This window comes from Corynebacterium sp. H127, assembly GCF_037482665.1.
GTDB lineage: Bacteria > Actinomycetota > Actinomycetes > Mycobacteriales > Mycobacteriaceae > Corynebacterium.
In genome coordinates this window covers 1-22,755 of record NZ_JBBHKY010000007.1, presented here as the reverse complement: position 1 = coordinate 22,755, position 22,755 = coordinate 1, and the positions used below count along the sequence as shown (strand labels likewise).

The 22,755-nt window shown below is 56.6% G+C and carries 24 protein-coding genes and 1 pseudogene; 14 read left to right on the top strand and 11 right to left on the bottom strand.

Going from position 1 to position 22,755, the window contains the following annotated elements; all coding sequences use genetic code 11:
* The first annotated feature begins 5 nt into the window (after positions 1 to 5).
* Complete coding sequence (locus WG936_RS08480) at positions 6 to 1,007, top strand: App1 family protein (RefSeq protein WP_339565434.1); 1,002 nt, start codon at positions 6 to 8, stop codon at positions 1,005 to 1,007.
* A 4-nt stretch (positions 1,008 to 1,011) separates the two neighbouring features.
* On the opposite strand, the gene WG936_RS08475 is transcribed toward WG936_RS08480, so the two are convergent.
* Positions 1,012 to 2,049 carry an ABC transporter substrate-binding protein gene (locus WG936_RS08475; RefSeq protein WP_339572658.1) on the bottom strand — a complete coding sequence of 346 codons (1,038 nt, stop codon included), beginning with the start codon at positions 2,047 to 2,049 and terminating at the stop codon, positions 1,012 to 1,014.
* Between the two features lie 46 nt (positions 2,050 to 2,095).
* Here WG936_RS08475 and WG936_RS08470 point away from each other — a divergent pair, with 46 nt between their 5' ends.
* The 3 genes from WG936_RS08470 to WG936_RS08460 are packed head-to-tail and all read left to right on the top strand — an operon-like array spanning position 2,096 to position 4,906.
* Complete coding sequence (locus WG936_RS08470) at positions 2,096 to 3,097, top strand: FecCD family ABC transporter permease (protein ID WP_339572657.1); 1,002 nt, start codon at positions 2,096 to 2,098, stop codon at positions 3,095 to 3,097.
* Positions 3,098 to 3,100: 3 nt separating this feature from the next.
* Positions 3,101 to 4,081, top strand: coding sequence for a FecCD family ABC transporter permease (locus tag WG936_RS08465; RefSeq protein ID WP_339572656.1), 981 nt, complete (start codon positions 3,101 to 3,103; stop codon positions 4,079 to 4,081).
* Positions 4,082 to 4,099: 18 nt separating this feature from the next.
* Positions 4,100 to 4,906, top strand: coding sequence for an ABC transporter ATP-binding protein (locus WG936_RS08460; protein WP_339572655.1), 807 nt, complete (start codon positions 4,100 to 4,102; stop codon positions 4,904 to 4,906).
* 9 nt (positions 4,907 to 4,915) lie between these two features.
* Here the strand turns inward: WG936_RS08460 and WG936_RS08455 are convergent, their stop codons facing one another.
* Complete coding sequence (locus WG936_RS08455) at positions 4,916 to 5,743, bottom strand: hypothetical protein (protein WP_339572654.1); 828 nt, start codon at positions 5,741 to 5,743, stop codon at positions 4,916 to 4,918.
* Positions 5,744 to 5,797: 54 nt separating this feature from the next.
* Between WG936_RS08455 and WG936_RS08450 the strand changes: the two genes are divergently transcribed.
* The 5 genes from WG936_RS08450 (at position 5,798) to WG936_RS08430 (ending at position 10,092) form a co-directional block, all read left to right on the top strand.
* Positions 5,798 to 6,163, top strand: coding sequence for a cytochrome b5 domain-containing protein (locus WG936_RS08450; protein ID WP_339572653.1), 366 nt, complete (start codon positions 5,798 to 5,800; stop codon positions 6,161 to 6,163).
* Positions 6,164 to 6,476: 313 nt separating this feature from the next.
* Positions 6,477 to 8,495, top strand: coding sequence for a catalase (locus WG936_RS08445; RefSeq protein WP_339572652.1), 2,019 nt, complete (start codon positions 6,477 to 6,479; stop codon positions 8,493 to 8,495).
* Between the two features lie 114 nt (positions 8,496 to 8,609).
* A complete protein-coding gene (locus WG936_RS08440) occupies positions 8,610 to 9,005 on the top strand; it encodes a hypothetical protein (RefSeq protein WP_339565426.1) in 396 nt (131 codons plus the stop codon).
* A gap of 42 nt (positions 9,006 to 9,047) precedes the next feature.
* Positions 9,048 to 9,626: a phosphoesterase gene (locus tag WG936_RS08435; protein ID WP_339572651.1), complete on the top strand. Its 579-nt coding sequence runs from the start codon at positions 9,048 to 9,050 to the stop codon at positions 9,624 to 9,626.
* A gap of 61 nt (positions 9,627 to 9,687) precedes the next feature.
* Positions 9,688 to 10,092, top strand: a complete 405-nt coding sequence (locus WG936_RS08430) for an META domain-containing protein (RefSeq protein WP_339565424.1) — start codon at positions 9,688 to 9,690, stop codon at positions 10,090 to 10,092.
* A 66-nt stretch (positions 10,093 to 10,158) separates the two neighbouring features.
* Here the strand turns inward: WG936_RS08430 and WG936_RS08425 are convergent, their stop codons facing one another.
* The 4 genes from WG936_RS08425 to WG936_RS08410 all read right to left on the bottom strand — a co-directional run bounded on the left by WG936_RS08425 (position 10,159) and on the right by WG936_RS08410 (position 14,041).
* Positions 10,159 to 10,638, bottom strand: coding sequence for an Hsp20/alpha crystallin family protein (locus tag WG936_RS08425; protein WP_339565423.1), 480 nt, complete (start codon positions 10,636 to 10,638; stop codon positions 10,159 to 10,161).
* A 125-nt stretch (positions 10,639 to 10,763) separates the two neighbouring features.
* The gene (locus tag WG936_RS08420) at positions 10,764 to 11,549 is read right to left on the bottom strand and encodes a YhfC family intramembrane metalloprotease (RefSeq protein ID WP_339572650.1); all 786 of its coding nucleotides are present in this window, start codon (positions 11,547 to 11,549) and stop codon (positions 10,764 to 10,766) included.
* A gap of 60 nt (positions 11,550 to 11,609) precedes the next feature.
* A complete protein-coding gene (locus WG936_RS08415) occupies positions 11,610 to 13,181 on the bottom strand; it encodes a hypothetical protein (protein WP_339572649.1) in 1,572 nt (523 codons plus the stop codon).
* Positions 13,178 to 14,041, bottom strand: a complete 864-nt coding sequence (locus WG936_RS08410; RefSeq protein ID WP_339572648.1) for an ABC transporter ATP-binding protein — start codon at positions 14,039 to 14,041, stop codon at positions 13,178 to 13,180. Before WG936_RS08410 ends, WG936_RS08415 begins: the two co-directional genes overlap by 4 nt.
* A gap of 79 nt (positions 14,042 to 14,120) precedes the next feature.
* Between WG936_RS08410 and WG936_RS08405 the strand changes: the two genes are divergently transcribed.
* On the top strand, positions 14,121 to 14,696 hold the full coding sequence (locus WG936_RS08405; RefSeq protein ID WP_339572647.1) for a TetR/AcrR family transcriptional regulator: 576 nt from the start codon (positions 14,121 to 14,123) through the stop codon (positions 14,694 to 14,696).
* On the opposite strand, the gene WG936_RS08400 is transcribed toward WG936_RS08405, so the two are convergent.
* The gene (locus tag WG936_RS08400; RefSeq protein WP_339572646.1) at positions 14,688 to 15,335 is read right to left on the bottom strand and encodes a response regulator transcription factor; all 648 of its coding nucleotides are present in this window, start codon (positions 15,333 to 15,335) and stop codon (positions 14,688 to 14,690) included. The two genes, WG936_RS08405 and WG936_RS08400, sit on opposite strands and share 9 nt — an antisense overlap.
* Positions 15,332 to 16,288, bottom strand: a complete 957-nt coding sequence (locus WG936_RS08395; protein ID WP_339572645.1) for a sensor histidine kinase — start codon at positions 16,286 to 16,288, stop codon at positions 15,332 to 15,334. Before WG936_RS08395 ends, WG936_RS08400 begins: the two co-directional genes overlap by 4 nt.
* Before the next feature lie 128 nt (positions 16,289 to 16,416).
* Here WG936_RS08395 and WG936_RS08390 point away from each other — a divergent pair, with 128 nt between their 5' ends.
* Complete coding sequence (locus WG936_RS08390) at positions 16,417 to 17,802, top strand: serine hydrolase domain-containing protein (protein ID WP_339572644.1); 1,386 nt, start codon at positions 16,417 to 16,419, stop codon at positions 17,800 to 17,802.
* A 52-nt stretch (positions 17,803 to 17,854) separates the two neighbouring features.
* On the opposite strand, the gene WG936_RS08385 is transcribed toward WG936_RS08390, so the two are convergent.
* Together WG936_RS08385 and WG936_RS08380 are read right to left on the bottom strand one after the other, a co-directional pair.
* Complete coding sequence (locus WG936_RS08385) at positions 17,855 to 18,592, bottom strand: ABC transporter permease (RefSeq protein ID WP_339565421.1); 738 nt, start codon at positions 18,590 to 18,592, stop codon at positions 17,855 to 17,857.
* Entirely contained in the window at positions 18,589 to 19,272 is a 684-nt protein-coding gene (locus tag WG936_RS08380; protein WP_339572643.1) for an ABC transporter ATP-binding protein, read from the bottom strand. Before WG936_RS08380 ends, WG936_RS08385 begins: the two co-directional genes overlap by 4 nt.
* Positions 19,273 to 19,630: 358 nt before the next feature.
* Here WG936_RS08380 and WG936_RS08375 point away from each other — a divergent pair, with 358 nt between their 5' ends.
* The 3 genes from WG936_RS08375 (at position 19,631) to WG936_RS08365 (ending at position 22,616) form a co-directional block, all read left to right on the top strand.
* The gene (locus tag WG936_RS08375) at positions 19,631 to 20,761 is read left to right on the top strand and encodes a sensor histidine kinase (RefSeq protein ID WP_339565419.1); all 1,131 of its coding nucleotides are present in this window, start codon (positions 19,631 to 19,633) and stop codon (positions 20,759 to 20,761) included.
* Complete coding sequence (locus tag WG936_RS08370) at positions 20,758 to 21,396, top strand: response regulator transcription factor (RefSeq protein ID WP_339572642.1); 639 nt, start codon at positions 20,758 to 20,760, stop codon at positions 21,394 to 21,396. The genes WG936_RS08375 and WG936_RS08370 overlap by 4 nt, the downstream gene beginning before the upstream one ends.
* Positions 21,397 to 21,713: 317 nt before the next feature.
* On the top strand, positions 21,714 to 22,616 hold the full coding sequence (locus tag WG936_RS08365) for a hypothetical protein (RefSeq protein ID WP_339572641.1): 903 nt from the start codon (positions 21,714 to 21,716) through the stop codon (positions 22,614 to 22,616).
* Between the two features lie 19 nt (positions 22,617 to 22,635).
* Here WG936_RS08365 and WG936_RS08360 read toward each other — a convergent pair.
* Positions 22,636 to 22,755, bottom strand: a pseudogene (locus tag WG936_RS08360) (IS30 family transposase); the annotation flags it as partial.

The window sequence follows — 22,755 nt, the reverse complement described above, 5'->3', positions numbered from 1 at the left end:
GCCCCATGGCGCTTTCAGATATCGTTCGGAAACTGGATAACACCATCAATGGCGTCGGCACGCGGCGCGCGGCGCAGGCCGGGTGGCGCCCCGCTGTCACCGGCTACTACGGCTACGGCGATGCCGATCGGATCCGCGTGCTTGCACGGGTACTGATGCACAATCCGGAGCCGCCGAAAGCCGAGGTACAGCGCGGTTTTCGTCAATTCTTTACGCTCCAGGTGGGCGATGCCGCCGTCACGATCCACGCCGGCGAGCAAACGGTGCACACTCGGACTAATCACGACGGCTACATCGACGTGCCAATCTCGAACCATGGTTTGGCACCCGGCTGGCAACGCGTGCGTATCGACGTCGAAGGCGGCGAATCCGCCGAGGCCGAGGTCCTCGTGCTGGAACGAGGCGTGAAGTATGGGCTGGTCTCTGACGTGGACGACACCGTGATGGTGACTATGCTGCCGCGCGCGATGATCGCGGCCTATAACTCCTGGTTCCTTAAAACAAATGCTCGAAAGCCAGTCCCGGGGATGGCTGAGCTTTATGCCTGCCTGCGGGAGAAGTACGGGCAGCACATGCCGGTGTTTTACCTGTCTACCGGCGCCTGGAACACTTTTCCTTCGCTGGCCAGCTTCCTAGCAAGACATGGCTTCCCGAAGGGTCCGCTTTTGCTGACCGACTGGGGCCCAACGCAGACCGGCCTGTTTCGCTCTGGCCAGGAGCACAAGAAGGTGCAGCTGCGTAATCTGATCATTGACTTCCCGGATATCCACTGGATCCTGGTGGGTGATGATGGCCAACATGACCCGCTCACCTACGGGAACCTGGCTATGGAGCACCCGGGGCGTGTTGAGCGCGTCGCTATCCGCGAACTCACCCCGGGCGAGCACCTACTGGCGCACGGTACTGCCGTTCCGATAGAGACAGCTGATGGCCGGGGCCAGCTGGAATGGGTAACTGGGGCGGATGGCTACGAGCTAGCGAAACAGTGGCCGGAAGTCGAGCACTAAGGTGCTATTTCTTCGGAAGTAGGTGGCCGAGGTCGTCGACAATCTGCATCGCTCCGGTCGGGCCGAGACCCAAGAACCACACATCATCGTCTACCTGATGTGCATTACCGGACCGCACTGCCGGGAGATTCTTCCAGGCAGCACCTTCAGTGATTGCGGTTTCTCCGGTTACCTCGGGCTTGCCATATGAGGAGTAGAAGATCACGTCACCGGCGGCTTGGTCAATGGTTTCCGGGGAAATCTCCACGGCGAGGTCATCGATGTTCTGCTTTTCGGGGCGCGCGATGCCAGCATCGTGCAAGATGACACCGATGAGGGACTTGTTGGCATAGAGTCGCAGCTTCTCTGGCATAAAGCGCACCAGTGAAACAGTGGTGTTGGCGGGAACGTTCTTCTTCAATTCCGACACCTTGTTGGCGTAATCGCCGAGCTTCGCTTCGGCTTCTTTTTCCATGCCTAGGGATTCACCAACCAGCAGGAAGTTTTCTTTCCATGGGAAGCCTGGTCGAATGGAAAACACGGTCGGCGCAACTTCAGAAAGTTGCGGGTAGACCTTATCGGCGCGGAGCTGGCTGCCCAAGATGAGGTCTGGCTCCAGTGCAGCGATTTCCTCTACATTTAGCTCATTGAGCGTGCCTACGCTGGGCACGTCTTTGACCTTATCCGCCAAATAGCTTGGCACTGGTTGCGCACCCTTCGTTGTGACCATGCCAACCGGGGTAATTCCGAGCGAGAGGACAGCGTCTAGTTCACCGGTATCCAACACAACAACACGCTGCGGGCGTTCCTTGATCTCGGTGGTGCCAGCCGCATGAGTGACGGTGCGCGGGAATGTGCCCGGCTGCGCATCGCTACCGAGCTTCGCCGTCTCAGCATCCGCGGTTCCAAACTGGGCGCCGCCAACGGCGACTTCTTTGTTTCCTTGAGACGAGTTAGCGCCAGGATCCGATTCGGCCGAGCAGCCAGCTAGGGAAAATGCAAGAGTGGCCACTGCTGTCAGGGCGAGGGCGGCGCGTCGCCGATGTGTTTCTACGATTCTCATGAGAGTAGGTTAGCCTAACCTTTTGGTATTTAGTTAAACTATCCGAATGCAATCCAAACCCCTGGCGCTTTCGCTAGTAATCGGCATTCTCCTAGCCGCATTGTGCAGCGCCAGCCTATTGAGCCTAGCGGTCGGTGCCCGCGCGATCGCCCTCCCCGAAGTACTAGCGTCGCTGATAGATCCATACTCCTCCCCTACTGTCTCAGCAGTGGTGTGGGACCGTCGCATTCCCCGTACACTCATTGCACTTACAGTGGGCATGTCACTTGGCCTGGCCGGCACGCTCATTCAAGCGCTCACCAGCAATCCCCTGGCAGACACAGGCGTGCTCGGCATCAACGCAGGTGCTGCCTTTGCTATCGTCACCGGGCTTGCTTTCGGAATTCAAGGATCCGCAGCGAACGTTTTTGTTCTCGCGCTCGCCGGCGCCTTCCTCGCGGGCGCTGGTGTTTACGTTATTAGCCGCACCCAGGGAGTTGGCGTAGACCCGCTCCGATTGATTCTTGCGGGAGTGGCACTGAGCGCCATCTTGGGAGGCATCGGTGATGGGCTTGCTTTAGTAAACCCACAAGCCTTCGACCGGTTGAAGGGATGGATGCTCGGCAGCGTTGACACCGGCTCCTACCAACCCTTAGTGCTTGCCGCTTTGGGCCTGGTAGTTGGGGCTGTGCTCGCTGCTTCGGCAGCCCGTGGCTTAGATGCCCTTGCGCTCGGTGAGGAAATGGCAACATCGATGGGTGCCAATGTCGCCAGGACACGGCTGCTCACTTTCCTGGCAGTAGCGATCCTTGCTGCGAGCGCGACCGCCGCGGCTGGAGTGATTGTGTTCCTCGGCTTGATGGTGCCGCATCTGGCGCGTTGGCTGGTGGGATCATCCTTCGGCCGGTTGTTGGCCACATCCATGCTTCTTGGCCCGCTAGTGTTGTTGCTCTCGGACATCGTCGGACGCGTCATCATTGCGGGTGAGTTTCCGGCAGGCATTGTGGTGTCTTTCATCGGCGCCCCGTTCCTCATTGCTTATGCACAATCGGCTAAACGAGGGGTCTAATCCATGACTAGAAACACGCTGATCGCCGCTGGTTTGTTCCTGGCCATCCTCTTCGCTGCTTTCATTGCCCTGGCGATGCCCGGGGCTGGCATGTCGAGCGCGAAAGCATTCGCCGTGCTCACCGGCAACCAGCAGGGGCTGGCCCGGACCGTGGTGTTGCAATGGCGCGCACCACGGATACTCACCGCGCTACTTGTCGGCGCTGCACTCGGCATTGCCGGCAGCTTCTTCCAAGCGCTCACCCGAAACCCACTGGGGTCCCCAGATGTCATCGGATTCAGCACCGGCGCATACACCGGAGTCATAGTGGCTATGCTGCTGGGCTTAACGGAGTTTCGGTTCACAGTTCTCGGGGCGCTTCTGGGAGGCATCGCTACCTCCCTAGTCATCGTCGCGCTGTCAGTGCGCACGCGTATCGACGGCCTGCGCATCATCCTCGTCGGACTAGGCATATCCGCAATGCTGTCAGCCCTCAATCGTTGGCTCATCACTCAAGGTGACTTGGAAGCAATGATGTCAGCAGCCACGTGGGGCGCCGGCAGCCTCAATGGCATTCGATGGCCGCTGGCCGGCCCAGCCTGCTTGGCGTTAGCAATTGCGATTGCAGCTGCCTTGCCTTTGCGACGTTATTTGGACGCCTTAGCGTTGGGGGATTTAACCGCAACTGCTCTGGGACTGCGAGTTAACCTGCTGAAGCTAGTTCTACTACTGGCTGGGGTGCTTCTCATCGCAGCCACAACTGCTGTCGCAGGCCCGATTGCTTTCATTGCTCTCGCAGCGCCTCACATCGCGCAACGGACCACGCTGAGACCGAAAACCCCGCTATTGGTAAGTGCCCTCACCGGCGCCACCTTGCTCATAGTGGCCGATATCCTGGCGCAACGAGCTTTCGCGCCCGTCCAGCTCCCCGTAGGCCTAGTCACGGTGGTCATCGGCGGCGGCTATCTACTTTATCTCATTTCTTCTTCCACCACTAACCGCTAGCCTCCGATAGGATCCATCATGAATTCCATCGCACTGCGCACTGATGATGTCACTCTTGCCTGGGAAAAGAACGTCATCAGCAAGAACTTGAACGTTTCTTTGCCTGCTGGCGCTTTCACCGCGATCATTGGCCCTAATGGCTGTGGCAAATCCACTCTTCTTAAGGCCTTGGCGCGAATCCTTTCACCGACAGCAGGGAAAGTATTTCTCGGAGAGCAGTTGATGTCAGGTATGCAGACAAGGAGCGTCGCAAAGCAGCTGGCGCTGTTGCCGCAACATACCACCACCCCTCCCGACATCACTGTCGCAGAGCTGGTGCGCAGAGGTCGGTTCCCGCACCAGAGCCTGCTCAAGCAATGGTCAGAGGCAGATTCGCAGGCAGTTACTGCAGCGTTGACAGCTGCGAGCGTCCTAGAGTTAGCAGACCGACGGGTTCATGAGCTCTCGGGCGGACAGCGTCAACGAGTGTGGCTAGCAATGGTCTTGGCGCAAAATACCCCAGTGCTGCTACTCGATGAACCCACAACCTACTTGGACATTTCCCACCAGTACCAACTCTTGGAACTAGCTCGGTCGTTGGTGACCCAATTAAATCGGACAGTGATTACGGTCCTGCATGATTTGCAGCAGGCCTCCCGCTTCGCGGATCATCTGGTGGTAATGAACGAGGGAAAAATCGTTGCGGAAGGCGCTCCGATCGAGATTCTGACTGCTGACCTAATTTCCCGGGTCTTCGGGCTTAGCGTGCACATCCACCACGTGGAGGACAACCTCATCATTGTGCCCACCGCACTGCCCTCGCCAGATGTGAGCATGCTCGACTGAGCTGCACAATTAGGCCAGCATCTCCGCTATCATCGCATCATAAACCTGCTCTGCTTTCGCAATACGCTCGGCGGTCCATTCGATGTCTGGATCCGGTTCGAGGTGGCCGAGCAGCACGGTGACCATGGCGATTTCCGCTTGCGACCAGTCGGCTGCGTCAGCTTCGAATAGTTCCATTGCTACGCGCTGTTCCAGCCAAGCTGGATCTGCCAACCCCCGGGAGAGAATTCCACGCATGGTGAGCCCGGCGAGCTCAGAAAGGGCCTGGAATCCTGCTACGCCCTGCCATGGTTTCCGTTGCCGGTAGCCGATGAGCGCGCATAGCTGCTGGTAAATCTGGGCGCGGCGCATCACAAAGGTCTGCTCGATGCGAGCCAGTTCCGCAGCTACGGCCTCCTGGAGTGTCTCATCTTCCAATGTGTGACAGGTGGTGGAGATGCCGAGAAAGAGCCGCCATTTCGGGGAGTTCAACATGCGCCGCACGTCCGCATCGACGGAAAGCCGCAGGCCTTCCACCACTAGGTTTCGGCGCCCTTGTTCGGTATCCAACACGGGACGGTAGTGCCCAATGAGCTCAGAGAGAGCCGCGATCTCCGCCATCCCCTCCGGTAGCAGCGTCACTTGAGACAGCGCCGTGACCAGGGTTTCCGCTAAAAATTCTTCGCGATTCGGCCAGATACGATAAGCGCTGGCGCGGGACACTTCCGCCGCTTTGATGACCTTTTCCATCCGGACGACTTCCAACCCAACGCTCGGACCGGCGGATATGAGATCTTCGCTCGCGCGCTGCAGCATGAGCTCCCGAGTTTCTGCCTCGCTTTTCCTCTTGCCATTCATGAGACACAGTGTATCATGAGCAATGTGAGACATAATGTACCAAGGAGGATTCGCATGTGGTTGATTATTGGCATTTCGGTTGTTGCGGCGGCTGTCATCGCCATGTTGATATGGCCGAGCCCGCCCAACGTCAATGACCCAACAAAGCTGGAACGCACATTCAGCGTGGCCGAACAGGCCAAACTGGAAACAACATCGATTAGCCCAGATCAACTCAGCAAAGCGACCTGCGAAGATGGCGCGGCATGTTGGATCCTCGTAGACGACGTGGTCTACGACTTATCCAACTTTCCCGCTTGGGCGCGCGGCCAGCATCATGGAGTTAAGGCCGGAACCGACGGCACGGACAAGTTCCTCAAGTCCAGCCACGCAGTGGCCATCCTCCAAAAAATGCCGGTAGTTGGCCATTTTACCGGCTAGCCTCATACAGGAACCGCAGTGCACATCATGTATCCTTGCCATCCCAGGACATCAGCTTCCCCAATGGAGATCTCTCCAAATCTGGAATCGACAACCTCTTTGTGCCCCACCGAGCTACAGTCCCCCAAGCTTCCAGCACAGTTGGTGACATCACCCCAATAGTGCAACTTTTTCATAACACGCCGGCAACAACGCCCGCATAAATCCCCGTTGAACTGCAGTAAAGGCAAATTCTTCTCTCCTGCGAAAGCGATTCCCGCTTCTCTAGTGTGGATGGCACAGCCCATCTCACCCGCAGTTAGAGAGGATCGCCATGAGCCGCCAGATTCCAGGAGTACCTACTTCCACTCCGGCACAGGAGCAGGAGCCAACCTCACCGCACGGACCTATCCCACCCAAGCCCGACCAACGCGGGCCGGCGCCACATACCCCAACTGGTTGCCCAATGAGCGCTCACCAGGCGGATATGGCCGAGCAAGGCGAGTATCACACCACCCAGCAAGGTGCGCGCATCAATAACACTGATCATTCCCTCAAGGCTGGTCAGCGCGGCCCCCTACTCATGCAGGATCATCACTTCCGGGAGAAAATCACCCACTTTGATCACGAGCGCATTCCAGAGCGCGCAGTGCACGCCCGTGGCGCCGGAGCCCACGGTGTGTTTAAAGCCAATGGTGCCGCCACGAAGCTCACTACCGCTGGATTCCTACAGAAAGGCGTAGAAACGGATGTCTTCGTGCGCTTTTCTACCGTGCTAGGATCCCGCGGATCCGCCGACACAGTACGCGATACTCGCGGTTTTGCCACTAAGTTCTACACCGCGGAAGGCACGTTTGATTTGGTCGGCAACAACATGCCAATCTTCTTCATCCAGGATGCCATCAAATTCCCAGATCTCATCCACGCTGGCAAACCACATGCGGACCGGGAGATTCCTCAAGCTCAAAGCGCGCACGATACCTTTTGGGATTTTGTCACCCTCCATACTGAAGCGACCGCACACACCTTGTGGAACATGTCCGATCGTGGCATCCCGCGCTCACTGCGGATGATGGAGGGCTTTGGCATTCACACTTTCCGCCTGATCAACGCGGCAGGAGAGACGTGCCTGGTGAAGTTCCACTGGAAGCCGAAACTCGGGGTGCACTCCATGGTCTGGGAGGAAGCTCAGCTCACCGGTGGCATGGACCCGGATTTCCATCGTCGCGATCTCGCAGATGCCATTGAAGCTGGCGCCTACCCAGAATGGGACCTAGGCATCCAGGTCTTCCCCGATACTCCGGAGGAAACCTTCGAGGGCATCGACCTCCTTGACCCCACCAAATTCGTGCCCGAAGAACTGGCCCCGGTCCAGGTCATCGGCACCATGACACTGAATGCCAATCCGATCAACTACTTTGCCGAAACTGAGCAGGTAGCATTCCATCCTGGTCATCTCGTACCAGGCATCGACCTCACTAACGATCCGCTGCTGCAGGGTCGCCTGTTTTCCTACCTAGACACGCAGCTCTCCCGGCTGGGTGGACCGAATTTTTCCCAGCTGCCAATCAACCGCCCGCATGCGCCGGTCAACGACAATTTCCGCGATGGCATGCATCAGACTGCGGTGCACGGCGGCACCCCATACAACCCGAATTCTGTAGGTGGTGGCTGCCCATTCATTGCGGGCGAGGCCACCCTCATCGAGGTCCCTCAGGAAGTCGCGGGTACGTTCACCAGGGAAAAGCCAGCTTCGTTTGAGGATCACTTTTCTCAGGCCACCCTGTTCTACCGTTCCCTCTCCCCCGTCGAACAGTTCCATATCACGCAGGCATATACCTTTGAACTGGGCAAATGCTATGAGAAGGCCATTAAGGAGCGAGCTGTCTCGGTGCTCGCGCACATTGATAGCGAGCTCGCGGCCACGGTTGCTGCGGGGCTCGGCTTGGCATCTCCAGAGCCTGTCGAAGTAGCTGAGGTTACTCCATCACCAGCACTGAGTCAGGTGGGCAAGACTTGGCCTATCGACGGCCGCCAAGTGGGCATCTTAACCAATGCTGATTCGGATCCCGCGGGCGTCGAGAAGCTAGTGGCCGAGCTTTTCGACGCCGGGGTTACCCCGCTCGTCGTGGCAGAGCGCGGTGGCAAGCTCGGCGAAGTAGACATCTCACGCACCTATTTGACCACCCGCTCCATTGAATTCGACGGGCTGATCGTGCTGGATACTCCTGACCTGCCGGAGGTAGAAATCCTGCTCGCGGAAGCAAAGCGCCACTTCAAGCCGATTGTCCAGGAAGCTGATGTGTCCACCCTGACCAGCAAGTTGATGGAGCATCGCCTGTGGGACGCTTAAGCCCCGGCTATCTTGAGGAAGTTCCCGTCCTGTGAGACACAGCTTGCATTCCGATCTCACCCCCGCGACGTCAACGAGCGACATCGACGCACAACTTAGCTAATCTATGCAATCGTGATTAAGAATATTCCCGAAATTAGCACGCTTAGATTTATAGACCCGTTCCTTTACACCGATCCTTTGCATGTACCAATCGCAAATAGGCCACTTACCTTCGCGGTGTGTGCTTCGGCGAAGGACGCGGATCTCCATAGCTTGATGTCTGCAATTATGAACTTCCGACTGCTCAGTCGCCCCGAGTTCCAGCTTCGCACTCAGGAGGAAATTTGTGGCGCGATTAGTTTAGAAACCCCGGATCTTAAGAGCATGTGGGACCACATAACTCTTGGCGAACGCCCTACCCTAAGGCGCCGCGGAAAGGATTGGGAGGTGGCGCTGACCTGCGCCTATCAGGAACGCCCGTTCACCATCGCGCTTGTCGACGGCAACCGGCATCCCCTCGCGACATAGGTCGCCTTAGTTTGGTGGCCTATGCGCTATTCTTCCTAAACTGTGTCACACAGTAGCCTCAGTACCCTCCTCGCCCGGATTCTCAGCGAAATCTGCGCGCCCTGGATTTCAAACATCGTGCTCTTCGTTGTATTCGGCGTACATTGCGGCCAAGTGAGCATCGGCGCGCTCTGCGCCCTCTTCACTAGCATTTTGCCGATGGCGTGGATTCTGCTGCTGCAAAAGCGCGGACGCGTGAGTTCACATCATGTGACACAGCGCAGCCACCGCGGACCAATATTCATGGGTATCGCCTTGTTACTCGGAGTGCTCATAGGTGTATTGATCTGGCTTGGAGCTGACCATCGCATTTGGACAGCAGTTTTCGCCGCCCTCGGGTTCATTCTCATGTTTGCGCTGGTGACAGTGGTATTTAAGATGAAAATCTCCGTACATGTCGGGCTGTGGCTCACCGTGACCGGGTATTTGGCAGTAGTCGTCCATCCCCTGTGGTGGACACTATTCGCACTAACCCCATTAATTGCCTGGGCCCGAGTGCGCATCAGCCATCACACGGTGCTAGAAACTCTCGGCGGTGCGGTGGCCGGTCTAGCGATCTTAACGATCGCGTGCGCTTTCTAAGCAGGTGGGGCTTAGCGAAAATCACAGTCATTCCGCACTATCAGCAACTAGACTAATAGTCATGATCCAGCCTAAATCTGCCCTACTCGGTGCCCTCGCGATGTCTGCTTCCTGGCTGCTGTTGGGGTGTTCTACCGGAGGAGCGCAGGAAGTGATGGTCACTGGCGTCGATTGGCATTTTGCGGATAACCCCGATGCGAACTTCCGCATCGAGGGCACCCAGCTCAGCGGTAGCGATTCCTGCAACCACTTGATGGGCAACGTGACCATCTCCACTACCACGCCACAAACCATCGACTTCGGAGATGGGCTCGCCACCACGCGGATGGCATGTTTGGACGCAGACGATACGCCAGAAAAGGTGCATCAAGCTTTGCAGGGTGTGCGGGTAATCGAGCAGCACAAGGATGGCACGTTAACCCTCAAGGATGACGCGAGCGGGCAAGCCTGGAGCTTTCACCGCTAGGAGCGACTCCTAAATTGGCAAAGCCAGGCCCGGGTGGCAGGCCTGGCTAGCTACGGGACTTAACTCTTAGTTCTCCTCAGCTTCGTTTGTTGCCTCGATCGCCTCCGGTTGATCTGTCGCGCGCTCACCCGAGGTGATCTCGATCTTCTTCTTAGAGCTTTTCGCCTCGGGGGTCGGGATGGTGACAGCGAGGACTCCGTTGTTCAGGTTGGCCTCGATCTTGTCCATGTCCGTACCTTCCGGCAAGGTGATGCGACGCTGGAAGTTGGATGCCGACTCACGGATCACGTACTTCTTCTCCGCGTCCTTCTCCACCTCACGTCGCGCAGCGCTGATGGTGAGGGTACGGCCATCTACATCCAAGTCGATGTCTTCCTGCTTGAAGTTTGGCAGATGCGCCTCGACGATAATCGCGCCATCACGCGTGTAGACGTCAGTAGTTGGAATGTTCACTCCACGGACCGGGGTGTTCACGTTGTCCCCAAAGAATGCCTTCTGCAGTGCATTCAGTTCAGCAAATGGATTCCAGGTTGAAATATCAGCCATGATAGATCTCCTCTACACAGATGCCTTGTTTAGTTGTGGTTGCAAGCCCCCTTGCCTGCAACCACAGACTAAAAGTTGAGTCGACTCTTGTCAAGTGTTGCGGAAAACTTCACAGCTTTTACATGTCAGCGCTGCTCAAAGGCAGTAGGAAGCACCATTCGAGCCCGTCCGATCACCAGCGCCAGCAGGGCAGCGATGACCAGTAATCCACACAGTTCCACCAGCCAGGTGTTAATCCCATGCCGCAAGGCAGAGAGGGCGCCGAGGTTTACGCAACCATGCACTAGCACCGCGAGCAGCCAAGCAAGGAATTTCCTTCCTCGCTGAATCCCCATCATGATGATCAGCGAGCAGGCGATATGCAGTCCGATTGCCCACATGCGCTCCACACCGCCAGCCAAATAGCTGCTAGCCGGAGTTTCAGTGAGTACAGCTTGTATCTGCTCAGCAGCTTCGGGCGGCATGCTTTTCGCGATCGAATTCCACATTCCCGCATTCATCATCAGCGCGATCACGAGGTTATTGACCATCGTCATGCCAACGAGCAAAATCGCCTCAATTCCGCCGTGCCCGAATCCGAAGGCAAGGCCGTCGACAAGCCGGTGGAAGCCTTTCAGCAGCAACAGCATGAACACCAGCCGCGCGGTCTCTTCAAACAGACCGGCGCTGAAGCTCGCGACCGGGACTGAGCTCAGGAACGCGCCGATCGTATCCGGAGCAAATGCCGTCGCGAGCGACATCAGTGGGATCCGCAACAGCATCTGCGACACAAAGAACGCCAAGGCGCCGACACCGAACGCCCTGAGAACCTGCTTGTTTCGACGCGCGAGCACCCCGATGCCTGCTAGCGGGATAAGCACGCACAGCACCAGCGTGACGGCCATGCATGTGAGGGCGGGAGTTGAAACCATGACACCTTCCTTCGGCAAAAACTGTACTAACTACAGTAATACAGATTTTGTTTCCGTGGGCTACCCGCGCGCAAGGTCCCGGCGTCGAAAAGCGAGCCAGGCCAGGACCAACAAGGCCGCCCCTAACACGCCCAGCGCTAGCAGCGCATCACCATCAGCAGCCTCCACTGGAACCGTACCCACAACGTGCACGAAAGAAGTGTTTTGCAACCATTCCGGCATGCGCAACGCGGTGCCCAGGAGGCCCACCAAAACAGTCCATGCAGGCAGGAGCCACGCCACGGCACGCGATCGAGGAGCAACGCCGACCAAAAAGGACCCGATTGCCACCATCGCAAGAACGGGAATGAGCAGGTCAATGCCCGCACCAACCGCATCTGAAAGCGCTGCTGGGCGGTCCATAACTCTACGCTGCACCAGCCCAAGCACCGTCACCGCACCGAGGAGCGCGACCCCAGCAACCAGCAGCGATGACACATTCCACACCAACCACCACAGTCCCCGCGAGTAGCGCCCGGCATGCAGCAACCCCAACCGAGAAGACAACTCCGAAGCACCGTGCGAGAGCAACACCGATAGCCCGGCCGCCGTAGCCAACGCAGCAGCCAGCAACACAGCCACCACAGTGGCCATGTGTTCCGGCGCAGTACCAAAGGACGCTGCGAGCGAAGGATTCGCGGCAATCGCATCCACGAACTCCTGCGACATCGCACCGATCACCGCTGCCCACACAAGTATTCCAACGAGCCAACCGGCGCTAGCGCCAATACTCACGCGCCAGAGAAATCCCCAGGGCGTGGCCAGCCCCGGCCGAGCGACGGCACGACCCAGACGTGCGGGAATGACACCAGAACCAAGATCCCGGCGCGTACACACCGAGATTCCGGCACACGCGGAGGCCAATGCGAGCGCTAAGAAGAAAAGGTAGGGCCAGAGCTCAGGGTCTCCCCAAGGTTTGGCCTCTGCCACCCAGCCCATGGGGTTCACCCAGGTGAGACCCAGGCCCAGGCCGTCGACAAGCGCGCGAGCAATGAACGCAGCAAAGACCGTGCCGAGGGCAAGGCCGGTGGCGGTGCGATAGCTGCCGGCAAGTTCGCCGAGGAGCAGGCCTATGCCGCTGAATGCCAAGCCGAACAATGCGAGAATCACCACAAAATGCGCAGCACCGACCCACGGAAGATCTTGCGTGACCAACCCACAGAATGCGAACAGCGCAAACAGTTTCCAGGACAGGAGCGCAGACACGAAAGCTGCCAATGGCACCGCGGGGCGTGCTACCGGGCAGGCGGTGATCAGCTCGAGAGCACCGGAAGATTCGAGACGACGTGTGAGCCGAAGCGTTTGAAAGGCGCCGACGATCGGGATGGCCAGCTGCCCCATAAAGCCGAGCTCCACAGCGACGATGCCTCCCACGGTGTCGACATCATAGGAGCGGCCATTGAAAGCAGTCGCGGCTGGCGAGGTGGCCATCGTCGCGGCGTAGATCTCTCGCGCAGCTAGATCTGGATACAGCTCAGAGATGCCAGCGGCAATCAGGGTAACCAGCACTGCCAGCAGGATCGGTGCCCCGAGCAGCATCCCCCAGGATGTGCGCCATTGCAGACGCAGCATGCGTATCCAACCGGCGGTCATCGGGAGGTCTCCTCGTAGTGGCGCCAGAACAGCTCGTCCAAGCTGGCGGGCGTGACGGTGAGATCCGCCGGCTTCTGCTCGGTGAGTCGAGATACGGTAGCGACGACATCCGTCGGCGCAACATCTCGTCGCACCGGACCTATGCCCGGCCACCTCGCTTCAATGCGGACTGTCGCCTGCGCCCGCAACGCATCCAGCGAATCCGAAACAATGTCTTTACCTGCACGGATGATGGTAACTCGGTCGCAGAGTTGTTCCACCTCGGACATGATGTGGCTGGAGAGCAGCACGGTGCGGCCTTCCGCTTTCGCCTCCCGAACCGTGTCAATGAAGCGCTGCTCCATGACGGGATCCAGCCCGGAGGTCGGCTCGTCCAGAAGCAGCAACTCAGCCTGAGTTGCCAGCGCCGCCACCAGCGCAACCTTCTGCCGATTTCCCTTGGAGTAGCTACCTGCCTTGCGTCGCGGATCTAGTTCGAAGCGATCGATCAGCTCGGCGCGTCGCCGTGGATCTAGGCTGCCTTGCAGGCCACCGATGAGGTCGATGCATTCGCCTCCGCTTAACGACGGCCACAGTGCCGTATCCCCCGGCACATAGGCAACCCGTTTATGCAGGTCCGCCGCATCATGCCAGGGATCACCACCAAATAGCCGCAGGTGTCCTTGGTCGAGCCGGAGCTGACCCAGGATGGCCCGGATGGTGGTGGATTTTCCCGCTCCATTGGGCCCCAGGAATCCGTGCACCTCTCCGGTCTTGACATGCAGGTTTAGGCCATCCAGCGCAGTGACATGGCCGAATCTTTTAGTTATTCCCTCGGCCACAATTGGGGAGTCCGTGTCATTTGATAGTGACTGTCGCATAGCTGCAGTGTAACCCAATGTGACACTGACTGTCATATTTGTGCTTTAATTCATGGAGAACCCCAGCTAAGGAGGCACAATGGCAGGCTTGCGCGAACGCAAAAAGGCAGCAGCAATGCGCAACATTCAAAACGTGGCGATCGAACTATTCCGCAAGCACGGCTTCGACAACGTCAAAATCGAAGACATCGCCACTGCCGCCGAAACCTCCCCCTCCAGCATTTACCGCTACTTCGGCACCAAAGAAGGACTCGTCCTCCACGACGAGTTCGACGACAATATCCTGAGCAGCTTCAGTCACAGCATCCACGAAGGCCACACCGTCGCCGAAGCCACCGGCATCGCCCTCGAAAGAATCGGACACGCACACTTCGTCGCAGAACGCGACAGCACGCTGTACCGCCTCGAACTATGGATGAACCACCCCGGCATCCAGGCCGCCGCCGCACTCCACCTGCTCAAGATCAGCGACCAGGTAGCACTGCTCCTCCACGAAACCGGCGAATACACCCTCCCAGAAGCCAACTTCGTCGCAGCCGCAACCATCAACGGTTTCATCGCTGCGATCCGCAGTTGGCAAGCCGACGGCGCCACCGGATCCGCGGAAGAGTATGTCATGAATGGCCTTCAGGCCTTGGGGCGGGCGCTAGGATAGCTGGGCCTGATAACCGATCAAGGCAGCTTGGACCCGGTTTTCCACACCGAGCAGTCCGAAGATTGTTCCAAGATATTGTTTGACTGTCCCTTCGCTTAGGTGCAGCCGATCCGCGATTTCGTGATTGCTCGCTCCAGTTGCCAATTCAGCCAGCACTTCACGCTGCCTAGCCGTAAGCTCTGCCATCCGATCCCGCGCCTGCTTCTTTGCTTGAATTCTCTGCACAGCCCCACTGCCGATCAGCCAGTTGGCGACGCGTGGCGAAAACACGGCACCTCCCGCAGCCAAACCCCGCACTTGGCGTGCTAAGTCCTCTGGAGAATCGGATTTGAGCAAAAAACCCTGCGCGCCCTGAGCAATCGCAGCTTCGATGAGGGATTCCTGCCGGAAGGTCGTGAGCATTGCCACCGGCGCCACTACCCCGATCCTTCGCAGCTCGGCCAGCGTCGCGAGCCCATCCAGTCGAGGCATCCTGATGTCCAGCAAGATCACATCCACACTGCTCGCACGAACTGCTGTAACCAGCTGCGCTCCGTCTGCAGCCTCTATCAAGACCTCAATATCCCCATAATGTGCCAGCAGCTGCGCAATCCCGGCGCGCACCAAGGCATCATCATCCGCGATGGCAACTCGGATCATTGTTTGATCCCCTTCTGAGCGAGCGGAATGCGGGCTTGAACGACGAACCTACCACCCTCCTCGGCAGCATCACACTGGCCACCCAGCTCAGACACGAGCGCGCGAACTCGCTTCAAACCAGAGCCAGTACCGACCTGTTCTCGATCCAGCACACGATTGCTAATGTTGACAACCAAATCGGTTCCCGTAGCTGAAGTGCCGAGCGAAACAGCCTGGCCCGGCGCGTGCTTCGCCGCATTTGCGACGCCCTCAGCCACCACACGCGCCAACACCGTACGACCCGTGGAGTCGAGCTGATCGATGCCCTCAAGTTCCGCCTGAATCTCAGTTCCTGCGCGCCGAGCGTGTTCGAGAATATTCCCGATACTGACTTGGGTTGGTGGAATGGACTGCCCGTCGTCGAGAAGCAGCACCAGCCCACCGATTTCATCCAAAAGGTCTGCCAAGTCGGTGCGCAGTGCTTGCAGTTGAGCAGCCTCCTTCGTACCCGGCGCTGCTTCTTGCCACATTGTGCCTAATCGCAAGATCGCATGCCCGAGCCGGTGCCCTATTCGATCATGAATCTCACCCGCCAAGGACATGCGGTCTCGCAGTAGCGCCTCCCGAACCGCAGTACTTTGTTCGGCTGACAAGGCCTCAGCCAATTGCCAACCTCGTTCGAGTTCTAAGCGCTCCAAGTGGCGAGCATGCAGCCACGTGTGGAATCCGATTGCAATCGCCACTGCCCCCAGAAACCAAAGCAAAGAATTGATCGCTGCAGCCAGGGAGTTTTCATACGTGAACGCACCGACACCCGCAGAAACAATCAAGCCAAAAAGCACCCCGGACAGGCCCGGCTTAACACGCAAGACGACCGCGAAAACGACGATTAAGGCCAGCCACCACAGGGAGCCGTAACCGACGGCCAATCCGCAGCAAGCTGCCATCGCAAGCCAGGGAATTATTGTGCGCATACCAAAATTCTAGAGTTCTCTAGACCCAGAGAACACTGACTTTAGTTAGTTGCCTTCTTTACTTTGTGTGGTATTTTCTTACTCGCTAGAGCGGTTAGTTTGAGGCATAACCCACTAGGAGGTACCTCATGCTGGCACGTATTTTTACACTTCTTCTCGCCGTAGTGCTTTTCCCAATTCCATTCGCCGGAGCCCAAGAAGGGACAAACATACAACGTTACGTGGACCAGATGGTCGCCAGCGGAGTGCCGGGTGCCGCGATTGTTGTGACTCAGGGGGACCGCATCCTTGCCACAGGCAGTGGTGGCGAGCTCGATACAAACTCACGAGTCCCTATCGCCTCCCTTACCAAGGCTTTCACTGCTACTGCTGTTATGAAGCTGGTTGAAGATGGTCGAGTAGATCTGGATGAACGGGCTGCAAAGTACCTCCCCGAATTTCAGTTGGATGATCCACGAGGTGAATTCATCACTGTCCGCCAACTCCTCAACCAGTCTTCAGGGATCACGGATGCCACGCTGGGATTTAACCAGTACCGGGTGGGAAATGTTCGCACCGAAGACGCAGTACGGCAGCTCTCTCGCACGCGGCTAGCCTATGATCCCGGCAGTTCTTGGGACTACTGCAATGCAAACTATTGGGTGCTGCAGCAACTGATTGAAACGATCTCTGGTGAACCGTTGGCTGAGTTTCTAGCTCAAAACGTGCTTGAACCGCTGGGCATGACCGATACCGGATTCGCTAGTGCCCCGGCGACTTTGCCAGAGCTAGCCCCCACCTATTCTTATGCGTTTGGCCGCCCGATTTCACTTGCCCAGCCCGAGCTGTTTTATGGTGGCGCCGGCGGCATGGCTTCTACTCTCGACGACCTTGGCATCTGGCTGCGTTTTCAGCATGGCTTCATTCCTGGCGTGTTGACTTCGGATTCTTTAGCAGAACTACACCGTCGGCAAAGTCCGTTGCACCAATACAAGGTGGGTTATGCGCTCGGATGGTGGAGCGGAGAGCCCGCCGATGGCGGCATCCCTCGTGTCTCTCACAGTGGCAGCGGACCGGACGTAAGTACTTATGCCGGACTCTTTCCGGACGACATCGCTATCGGGGTGCTTATCGACGCCACTGGTCCACAAGCAGACCGCGTAGCAGCCGATATTCACGGGTTACTGGTTGGCAACGAGCCCACTAACGTACAAATAGCTCCATCAGCTTGGCCCGATGTCTGCGCCATATTTTTCAGTGTTCTAGTAGCCCTGGCTGTGTTGCGGAGTGCGCGTGCACAATTGTCAGCATCACGGCTTCGATTTTGGCTGCTAACGGTAGCATTGACAGCAACCGCCACTGGATGTTTCTTGGCTCCGCAAACTGTAGCGCTACTGATGAAACGCCAGGCAAGCTGGGGAATGCTGTGGCACTATTCACCGGTTTTCACGCTCGTCCTCCTCAGCATTGGCACGCTAGCGCTTCTGAGCGTTGCAGGTAGATTGCTGCATTCTCGACGGCATTCGCCTCGCTGAAACGCCATGGCAACGGTGGCCAGTGAAGAGAGCGATCAACTTTTGTAGCCGACTAGCGCATCGCCGCGTTGATAACACTTGGCCTGCTAACCCATTGAATAGCAATCAACAAACACATCACTACAAAAGCTCCTGTAATTGCTCCGCCTGCCAACAATGGTTTTACACTCCCGAATCCATATTCCGGATCAATGATTGCAAGGCCAGTGCGATATGGCCATGCAGTGGGGATGCTCCATGAGAATTCAGCAGCCATCACAACCACAGTCACCATAGTGACTATCACTCCAACTACATTGACCACTACTGCACTGCGCGTCAGGACGCAGAGAGCAGCACTAACAGCCACCATGACGCCCATTGTCCCGACTTGAAACACAAGATAGGAGCACAGCATACGAGCCGGATCATCACGCACTCCAGTGGCGTAGAGAAAAACCAGCATGAGAACTGCGGAAATAGCAATGTAGCAAGCTAAAATCAGCGCACCCGTGAGAACTTTGGCCACCAAGAGACGCCTCGGTCCTTGTGGTTGAGTGAGCCAATCGAACCATGTCCGGTTATTAAACTCGAGATGAAAAACGATGCTTGTAACAACACATGCAACTAACCCTGTGACGAGCATGGACTGGTTATAGAGGATGAAATAGAGGTTAGACCCCAGTCGCACCGACTTCATTATCGCTGCTACAAGCACCATAAAGAGTGGCGCTATATGTAATACAAATGCGAACCACAATGAGTTTTCTTTCTGGATCTTTATCCATTCATTCCGGATGAGTGAGATCAACTGTTTTCTCCTTGGAAAAGTTCGACATAGAGATCTTCGAGGCCCTGTTCCGAAATCTCGCTTCGCGGAAGGGAATGGATAATCTCACCAGATCGGATGAATGTCAGATAGTTTGCGGTTGCAGAGATTTCTGTGAGGTTATGGCTGGAAGCCACCACTGCTAGGTTTCGCTCATCTCGCAATCGAATTAGCAGCTCTCGGCAATCTCGGATACCTAACGGGTCTAGTCCGTTCGTTGGCTCATCCAACAGCAGGATATGGGGATCCCCGATCAGCGCCCTAGCAATTCCTAACCGCTGCTTCATCCCCAAAGAAGCTTTCCCACATGGCAAGTCCCGGTGGGGTGAAAGCCCAACTAGCGATAGCAAATCATCGAGTTCATCATGTGGGGCGTTGTGATAATTTGCATGCAACTTCAGGTTTTCAAACATACTTAAGCGAGCGTAGAAGGCTGGGTATTCGATAAGATGTCCGATCCGGACGTGTTCGGGCTGGCTTTTGATACTTCCGGTGTAGTCCACTGCCCCAAGAATTGCCTTTAAAATAGTGGTCTTTCCAGCGCCATTCGGCCCTAACAGGCCGTAAATCTGGCCTCGGTGAAACTCCAAATCAACTCCGCGAAGGACCTCTGTCTGTCCAAAGTTAACTTTCAGCTGCTGAACTTCAATTACGCGGTTCATAGCGCCAACCACACCACGAACGTGAAGCAATAGATGCCCATGAGAGGAAGAGCAGGCACAGCTTTTACTCTTTTCATTCCTCCCTGCAGAACTTGATAGACGACGACCAGTACGGCTGACGTTAACGCCAGCATGCTGACTATTAGCAACGTCTCGCTAATTCTTTCCACTGCCACGATCTACTCCTTTATTGATGATCACTGCTGGACTGTGACAACCATATGGAGAAGGGATCGCACGTTTCTATAGGCAAATAGCCCTAAAACACAACTCTTGTCTCGAGTGGATTAATCGTTTGTCAGAGATTCTGGCCGAAAGATACTTGGTTTTGGTTCAGCAGCACATTTAGGCTGTTCAGGTGGAAATTCAACGTCCGAAACGGAGATTCAGCCGATACCTTGCGGCAGTACCAGGAAGCGCGACTGTGCTTTTCGGCATTGCCTGCGTGGTCGACAGCGCAATGGGGAATCAGATTGAGATTCCTGTGCCATGGCTAATGATCGACGTACTCATTGGTTTTATGGCTCTTGTCTTGTCTTCTCGGCAGCTGAGTCCTCGGGCGGTTCTCTTAGCCTCACTGATTTCATCCTCAGCCACTGGATCCGCGCTCGCCCAGATTGCAAGAATCTCCTGGAGTGGGCAAATATGGAAAGCCCAACTGAGTGGATTGCTATTTTGTATTTTTTCAGTGCTTCGGTGGCAGCTGCCTTGGTCACCTGAAGCCTTCTATCATCGGCATTGGTCGGGACTCATTCTTGTGTCCGTTACTGCACAGTGTTTTATCGCCTGGGGTGGATTTTTCGGTTCTCAAGCTCGATTGGTGCAATCGTTGCGAGAACAAAATACTGCACTAATCCTGAGTAAAGAAGCTGACGTGAATTTCGCACTAGCACAGGAGCGCCTCGCGCTTTCTCGTGAAATGCATGATGTTTTAGCCCACCGCATCAGTCTTATCAGTATGCACTCCGCCGCTTTAGAATGCCGCGAATCCATGGATTCTGAAGAACGCCAATCATTAGGCGGAATTATTCGTTTTAACGCAAAGGCTTCCTTGTCCGAACTACGTGCGATCCTTAGCGATCTGCGAGAAGAGCAGCTCCAGGAACGTCAACCCGATGTCGAAGATCTTCCCAGTCTTGCCATGGACGGCGCAGACCTCCAGCATCCGGTCAAAGTTACCGTTAACCTAGGTGGCGCAACCCTACCTCCAGGCACTGGACGACACCTTTACCGCATCGCTCAAGAAGCTGTAACTAACGCTCGTAAGTACGGCGTGCCAGGTGACATCCAGGTAGACCTTCAGTGTTCGCAAAGCGAGTGCATTTTAGAAATCACTAACCCCACCGGAACGGAGCCCGAAACACCACCGGGCTTGGGTATCAAAGGCATGTTAGAACGAGTCCACCTATGCGGTGGGCAACTGACACGAAGTCTTCACAACAACACGCACCAACTTCGTATCAACGTACCTGTGGAGGAATCGCAATGATCAAAGTCATGATTGTCGATGATGACGCCCTGGTCGTTGCAGGGATCAAAAGCATGCTCGCCGAAGAAGCCGACCTTTGTATAGTAGCGACAGCTCCCAATGGACAGCAGGCTATCGAATGCCTCCGAACCATCGAAGTAGATGTCATCCTCATGGATCTAAGAATGCCAGTAATGAACGGCACCGCTGCTACTACCAAAATCAAACAAGGTCCCAATCCGCCTCGGGTTTTGGCATTGACTACTTGGAACACCGATGATCATCTTCGGGATGCGCTGAACGCCGGCGTCGACGGATTCTTACTCAAAGATGCCAGCACCGCAGAACTCGCAAACGCGATTCGGCAAACCTCTCACGGTCGATCGACTCTTTCTCCTGCAGTCACAGATCGACTCATCGCAGCATTTACCAAAACCAGCGCAGAACAACAGACCGCTAAACGTGCACTCGCGCAACTAACCCCACTTGAAAAAGAAGTTGCCGATGCAATAGCGGATGGACTCACCAACGCGGACATCGCGGCCGAAAGATACATGAGCGTTGGGAATGTAAAGGGCTGCGTATCTCGCATACTCACCAAGCTGGGTCTATCGAACCGAGTACAAATCGCAACACTTGTTCATCAAGCACAATAGTTAGACAAATCGCTCACGGAGCTGGGTCTTTCCGCTGAAATCTTGCGGTGGCTCAGTCAAACCCAAGTGCACACCTAGCCGTCAATGCCGCGGTCGCTTGACCCGAGTCGCTTTGCCAGAGCGCCTCGGCGAGTTGCCGTCGACAAGCTTTGCCAGAGCGCTCCGTGCCTCGATTTCTCCTCTCCGACTTCAAGAACTCGAAAACCCCTAGACAGCGTCAGCTCGTGCCGAGTGCTTTCCTTGGGTTTTCGAGTTCTTGAAGTAGCAGTGGCAACGTGGGGCCTGCGTGCCCCCTAGATTCCCGCTACTTTTGATGCATGAATGTCTGGGGGGACAAGATTAAGGTCGTCGATACGCGGCGCATGACGCACCTCGAGTACGTCGAGTGGATCGATCGGCACAAAAGTAGCCACTTCAATATCCATGCGGAACTGTGGGCGGACATCAATGCCTGGATGGCGCTGCCGCCGTGGGTCAAGGATTGGGCTCGCATCCTTGCGGTGGGAACGCGCACTCGTAGCGGGGTGATTTGTGGTCGTTCGGCGGCGCGCTTATGGGGGATTCAGATTCTGGGCTACGAGGAACCCGTGGTTGTGTGCCTGCCTGGATCGAAGACGCCGCCGCGGAGCCGAAATAGGTGGATTCACTACCGATCCGCGAAAGTCCCAGCCGACAAGGTCGTGGAGCACAAGGGAATACGGTTCACCTCAATGGAGCGCTCTGTCGCCGATACGTGCAGGTGGGGCGATTTTGCTGAAGGTCTCGTCGCAGTGGAAAGCTACTTTAGGCATCAGGATGGGCATCGATTCCTGCTGATGCGCGAACTCGAGCATCTTGGCAGGCTTCCGGGCGTCAGGAAGCTGCGCAGAGTTATGGAGGCGGCGAATTCGAAGTCGGAAAGCGTCGCCGAATCGTGGGCAAAGGCGCAGCTCATCGAGGCGCGGATCCCCTTTGAGCAGCAAGCGCGTATCGACGACCGTCGCGTCGATTTCCTCATCGAGGGCATCATCGTGGAGATCGACGGCGACTCAAAATTCAAAGAAGCCGAGTCCGTCGCGGTCCTCCACGAACGCAAACGCGACCGAGAACTCCAAAACGCGGGCTATCCGGTCGCGCATTTTGATTGGAATGCGCTCAAAGAAGGCACGTTCATACCGGACCTACGTCGCCTCCTCGAATCCATGAACTCGAAAACCCCAGGAGTCCCAAAGAGCTCCTGAAGCCCTTTCCTGGGCGGTGTCAAGCTGTGAATGCACCATTGAGTGTTTTCATCAGTATCTCACGAGGAGTGCACCCACCCAGCACGATTCGCGGAGTGTCATTGAGCTCATCTTGCACAAACTGGACATGCTCGGCAGT

Bases quoted from the DNA above. Each gene is read 5' to 3' on its own strand.
- WG936_RS08480 (WP_339565434.1), top strand. From the start codon at position 6: ATGGCGCTTTCAGATATCGTTCGGAAACTGGATAACACCATCAATGGC.
- WG936_RS08475 (WP_339572658.1), bottom strand. From the start codon at position 2,049: ATGAGAATCGTAGAAACACATCGGCGACGCGCCGCCCTCGCCCTGACA.
- WG936_RS08470 (WP_339572657.1), top strand. From the start codon at position 2,096: ATGCAATCCAAACCCCTGGCGCTTTCGCTAGTAATCGGCATTCTCCTA.
- WG936_RS08465 (WP_339572656.1), top strand. From the start codon at position 3,101: ATGACTAGAAACACGCTGATCGCCGCTGGTTTGTTCCTGGCCATCCTC.
- WG936_RS08460 (WP_339572655.1), top strand. From the start codon at position 4,100: ATGAATTCCATCGCACTGCGCACTGATGATGTCACTCTTGCCTGGGAA.
- WG936_RS08455 (WP_339572654.1), bottom strand. From the start codon at position 5,743: ATGAATGGCAAGAGGAAAAGCGAGGCAGAAACTCGGGAGCTCATGCTG.
- WG936_RS08450 (WP_339572653.1), top strand. From the start codon at position 5,798: ATGTGGTTGATTATTGGCATTTCGGTTGTTGCGGCGGCTGTCATCGCC.
- WG936_RS08445 (WP_339572652.1), top strand. From the start codon at position 6,477: ATGAGCCGCCAGATTCCAGGAGTACCTACTTCCACTCCGGCACAGGAG.
- WG936_RS08430 (WP_339565424.1), top strand. From the start codon at position 9,688: ATGATCCAGCCTAAATCTGCCCTACTCGGTGCCCTCGCGATGTCTGCT.
- WG936_RS08425 (WP_339565423.1), bottom strand. From the start codon at position 10,638: ATGGCTGATATTTCAACCTGGAATCCATTTGCTGAACTGAATGCACTG.
- WG936_RS08420 (WP_339572650.1), bottom strand. From the start codon at position 11,549: ATGGTTTCAACTCCCGCCCTCACATGCATGGCCGTCACGCTGGTGCTG.
- WG936_RS08415 (WP_339572649.1), bottom strand. From the start codon at position 13,181: ATGACCGCCGGTTGGATACGCATGCTGCGTCTGCAATGGCGCACATCC.
- WG936_RS08410 (WP_339572648.1), bottom strand. From the start codon at position 14,041: ATGCGACAGTCACTATCAAATGACACGGACTCCCCAATTGTGGCCGAG.
- WG936_RS08405 (WP_339572647.1), top strand. From the start codon at position 14,121: ATGGCAGGCTTGCGCGAACGCAAAAAGGCAGCAGCAATGCGCAACATT.
- WG936_RS08400 (WP_339572646.1), bottom strand. From the start codon at position 15,335: ATGATCCGAGTTGCCATCGCGGATGATGATGCCTTGGTGCGCGCCGGG.
- WG936_RS08395 (WP_339572645.1), bottom strand. From the start codon at position 16,288: ATGCGCACAATAATTCCCTGGCTTGCGATGGCAGCTTGCTGCGGATTG.
- WG936_RS08390 (WP_339572644.1), top strand. From the start codon at position 16,417: ATGCTGGCACGTATTTTTACACTTCTTCTCGCCGTAGTGCTTTTCCCA.
- WG936_RS08380 (WP_339572643.1), bottom strand. From the start codon at position 19,272: ATGAACCGCGTAATTGAAGTTCAGCAGCTGAAAGTTAACTTTGGACAG.
- WG936_RS08370 (WP_339572642.1), top strand. From the start codon at position 20,758: ATGATCAAAGTCATGATTGTCGATGATGACGCCCTGGTCGTTGCAGGG.
- WG936_RS08365 (WP_339572641.1), top strand. From the start codon at position 21,714: ATGAATGTCTGGGGGGACAAGATTAAGGTCGTCGATACGCGGCGCATG.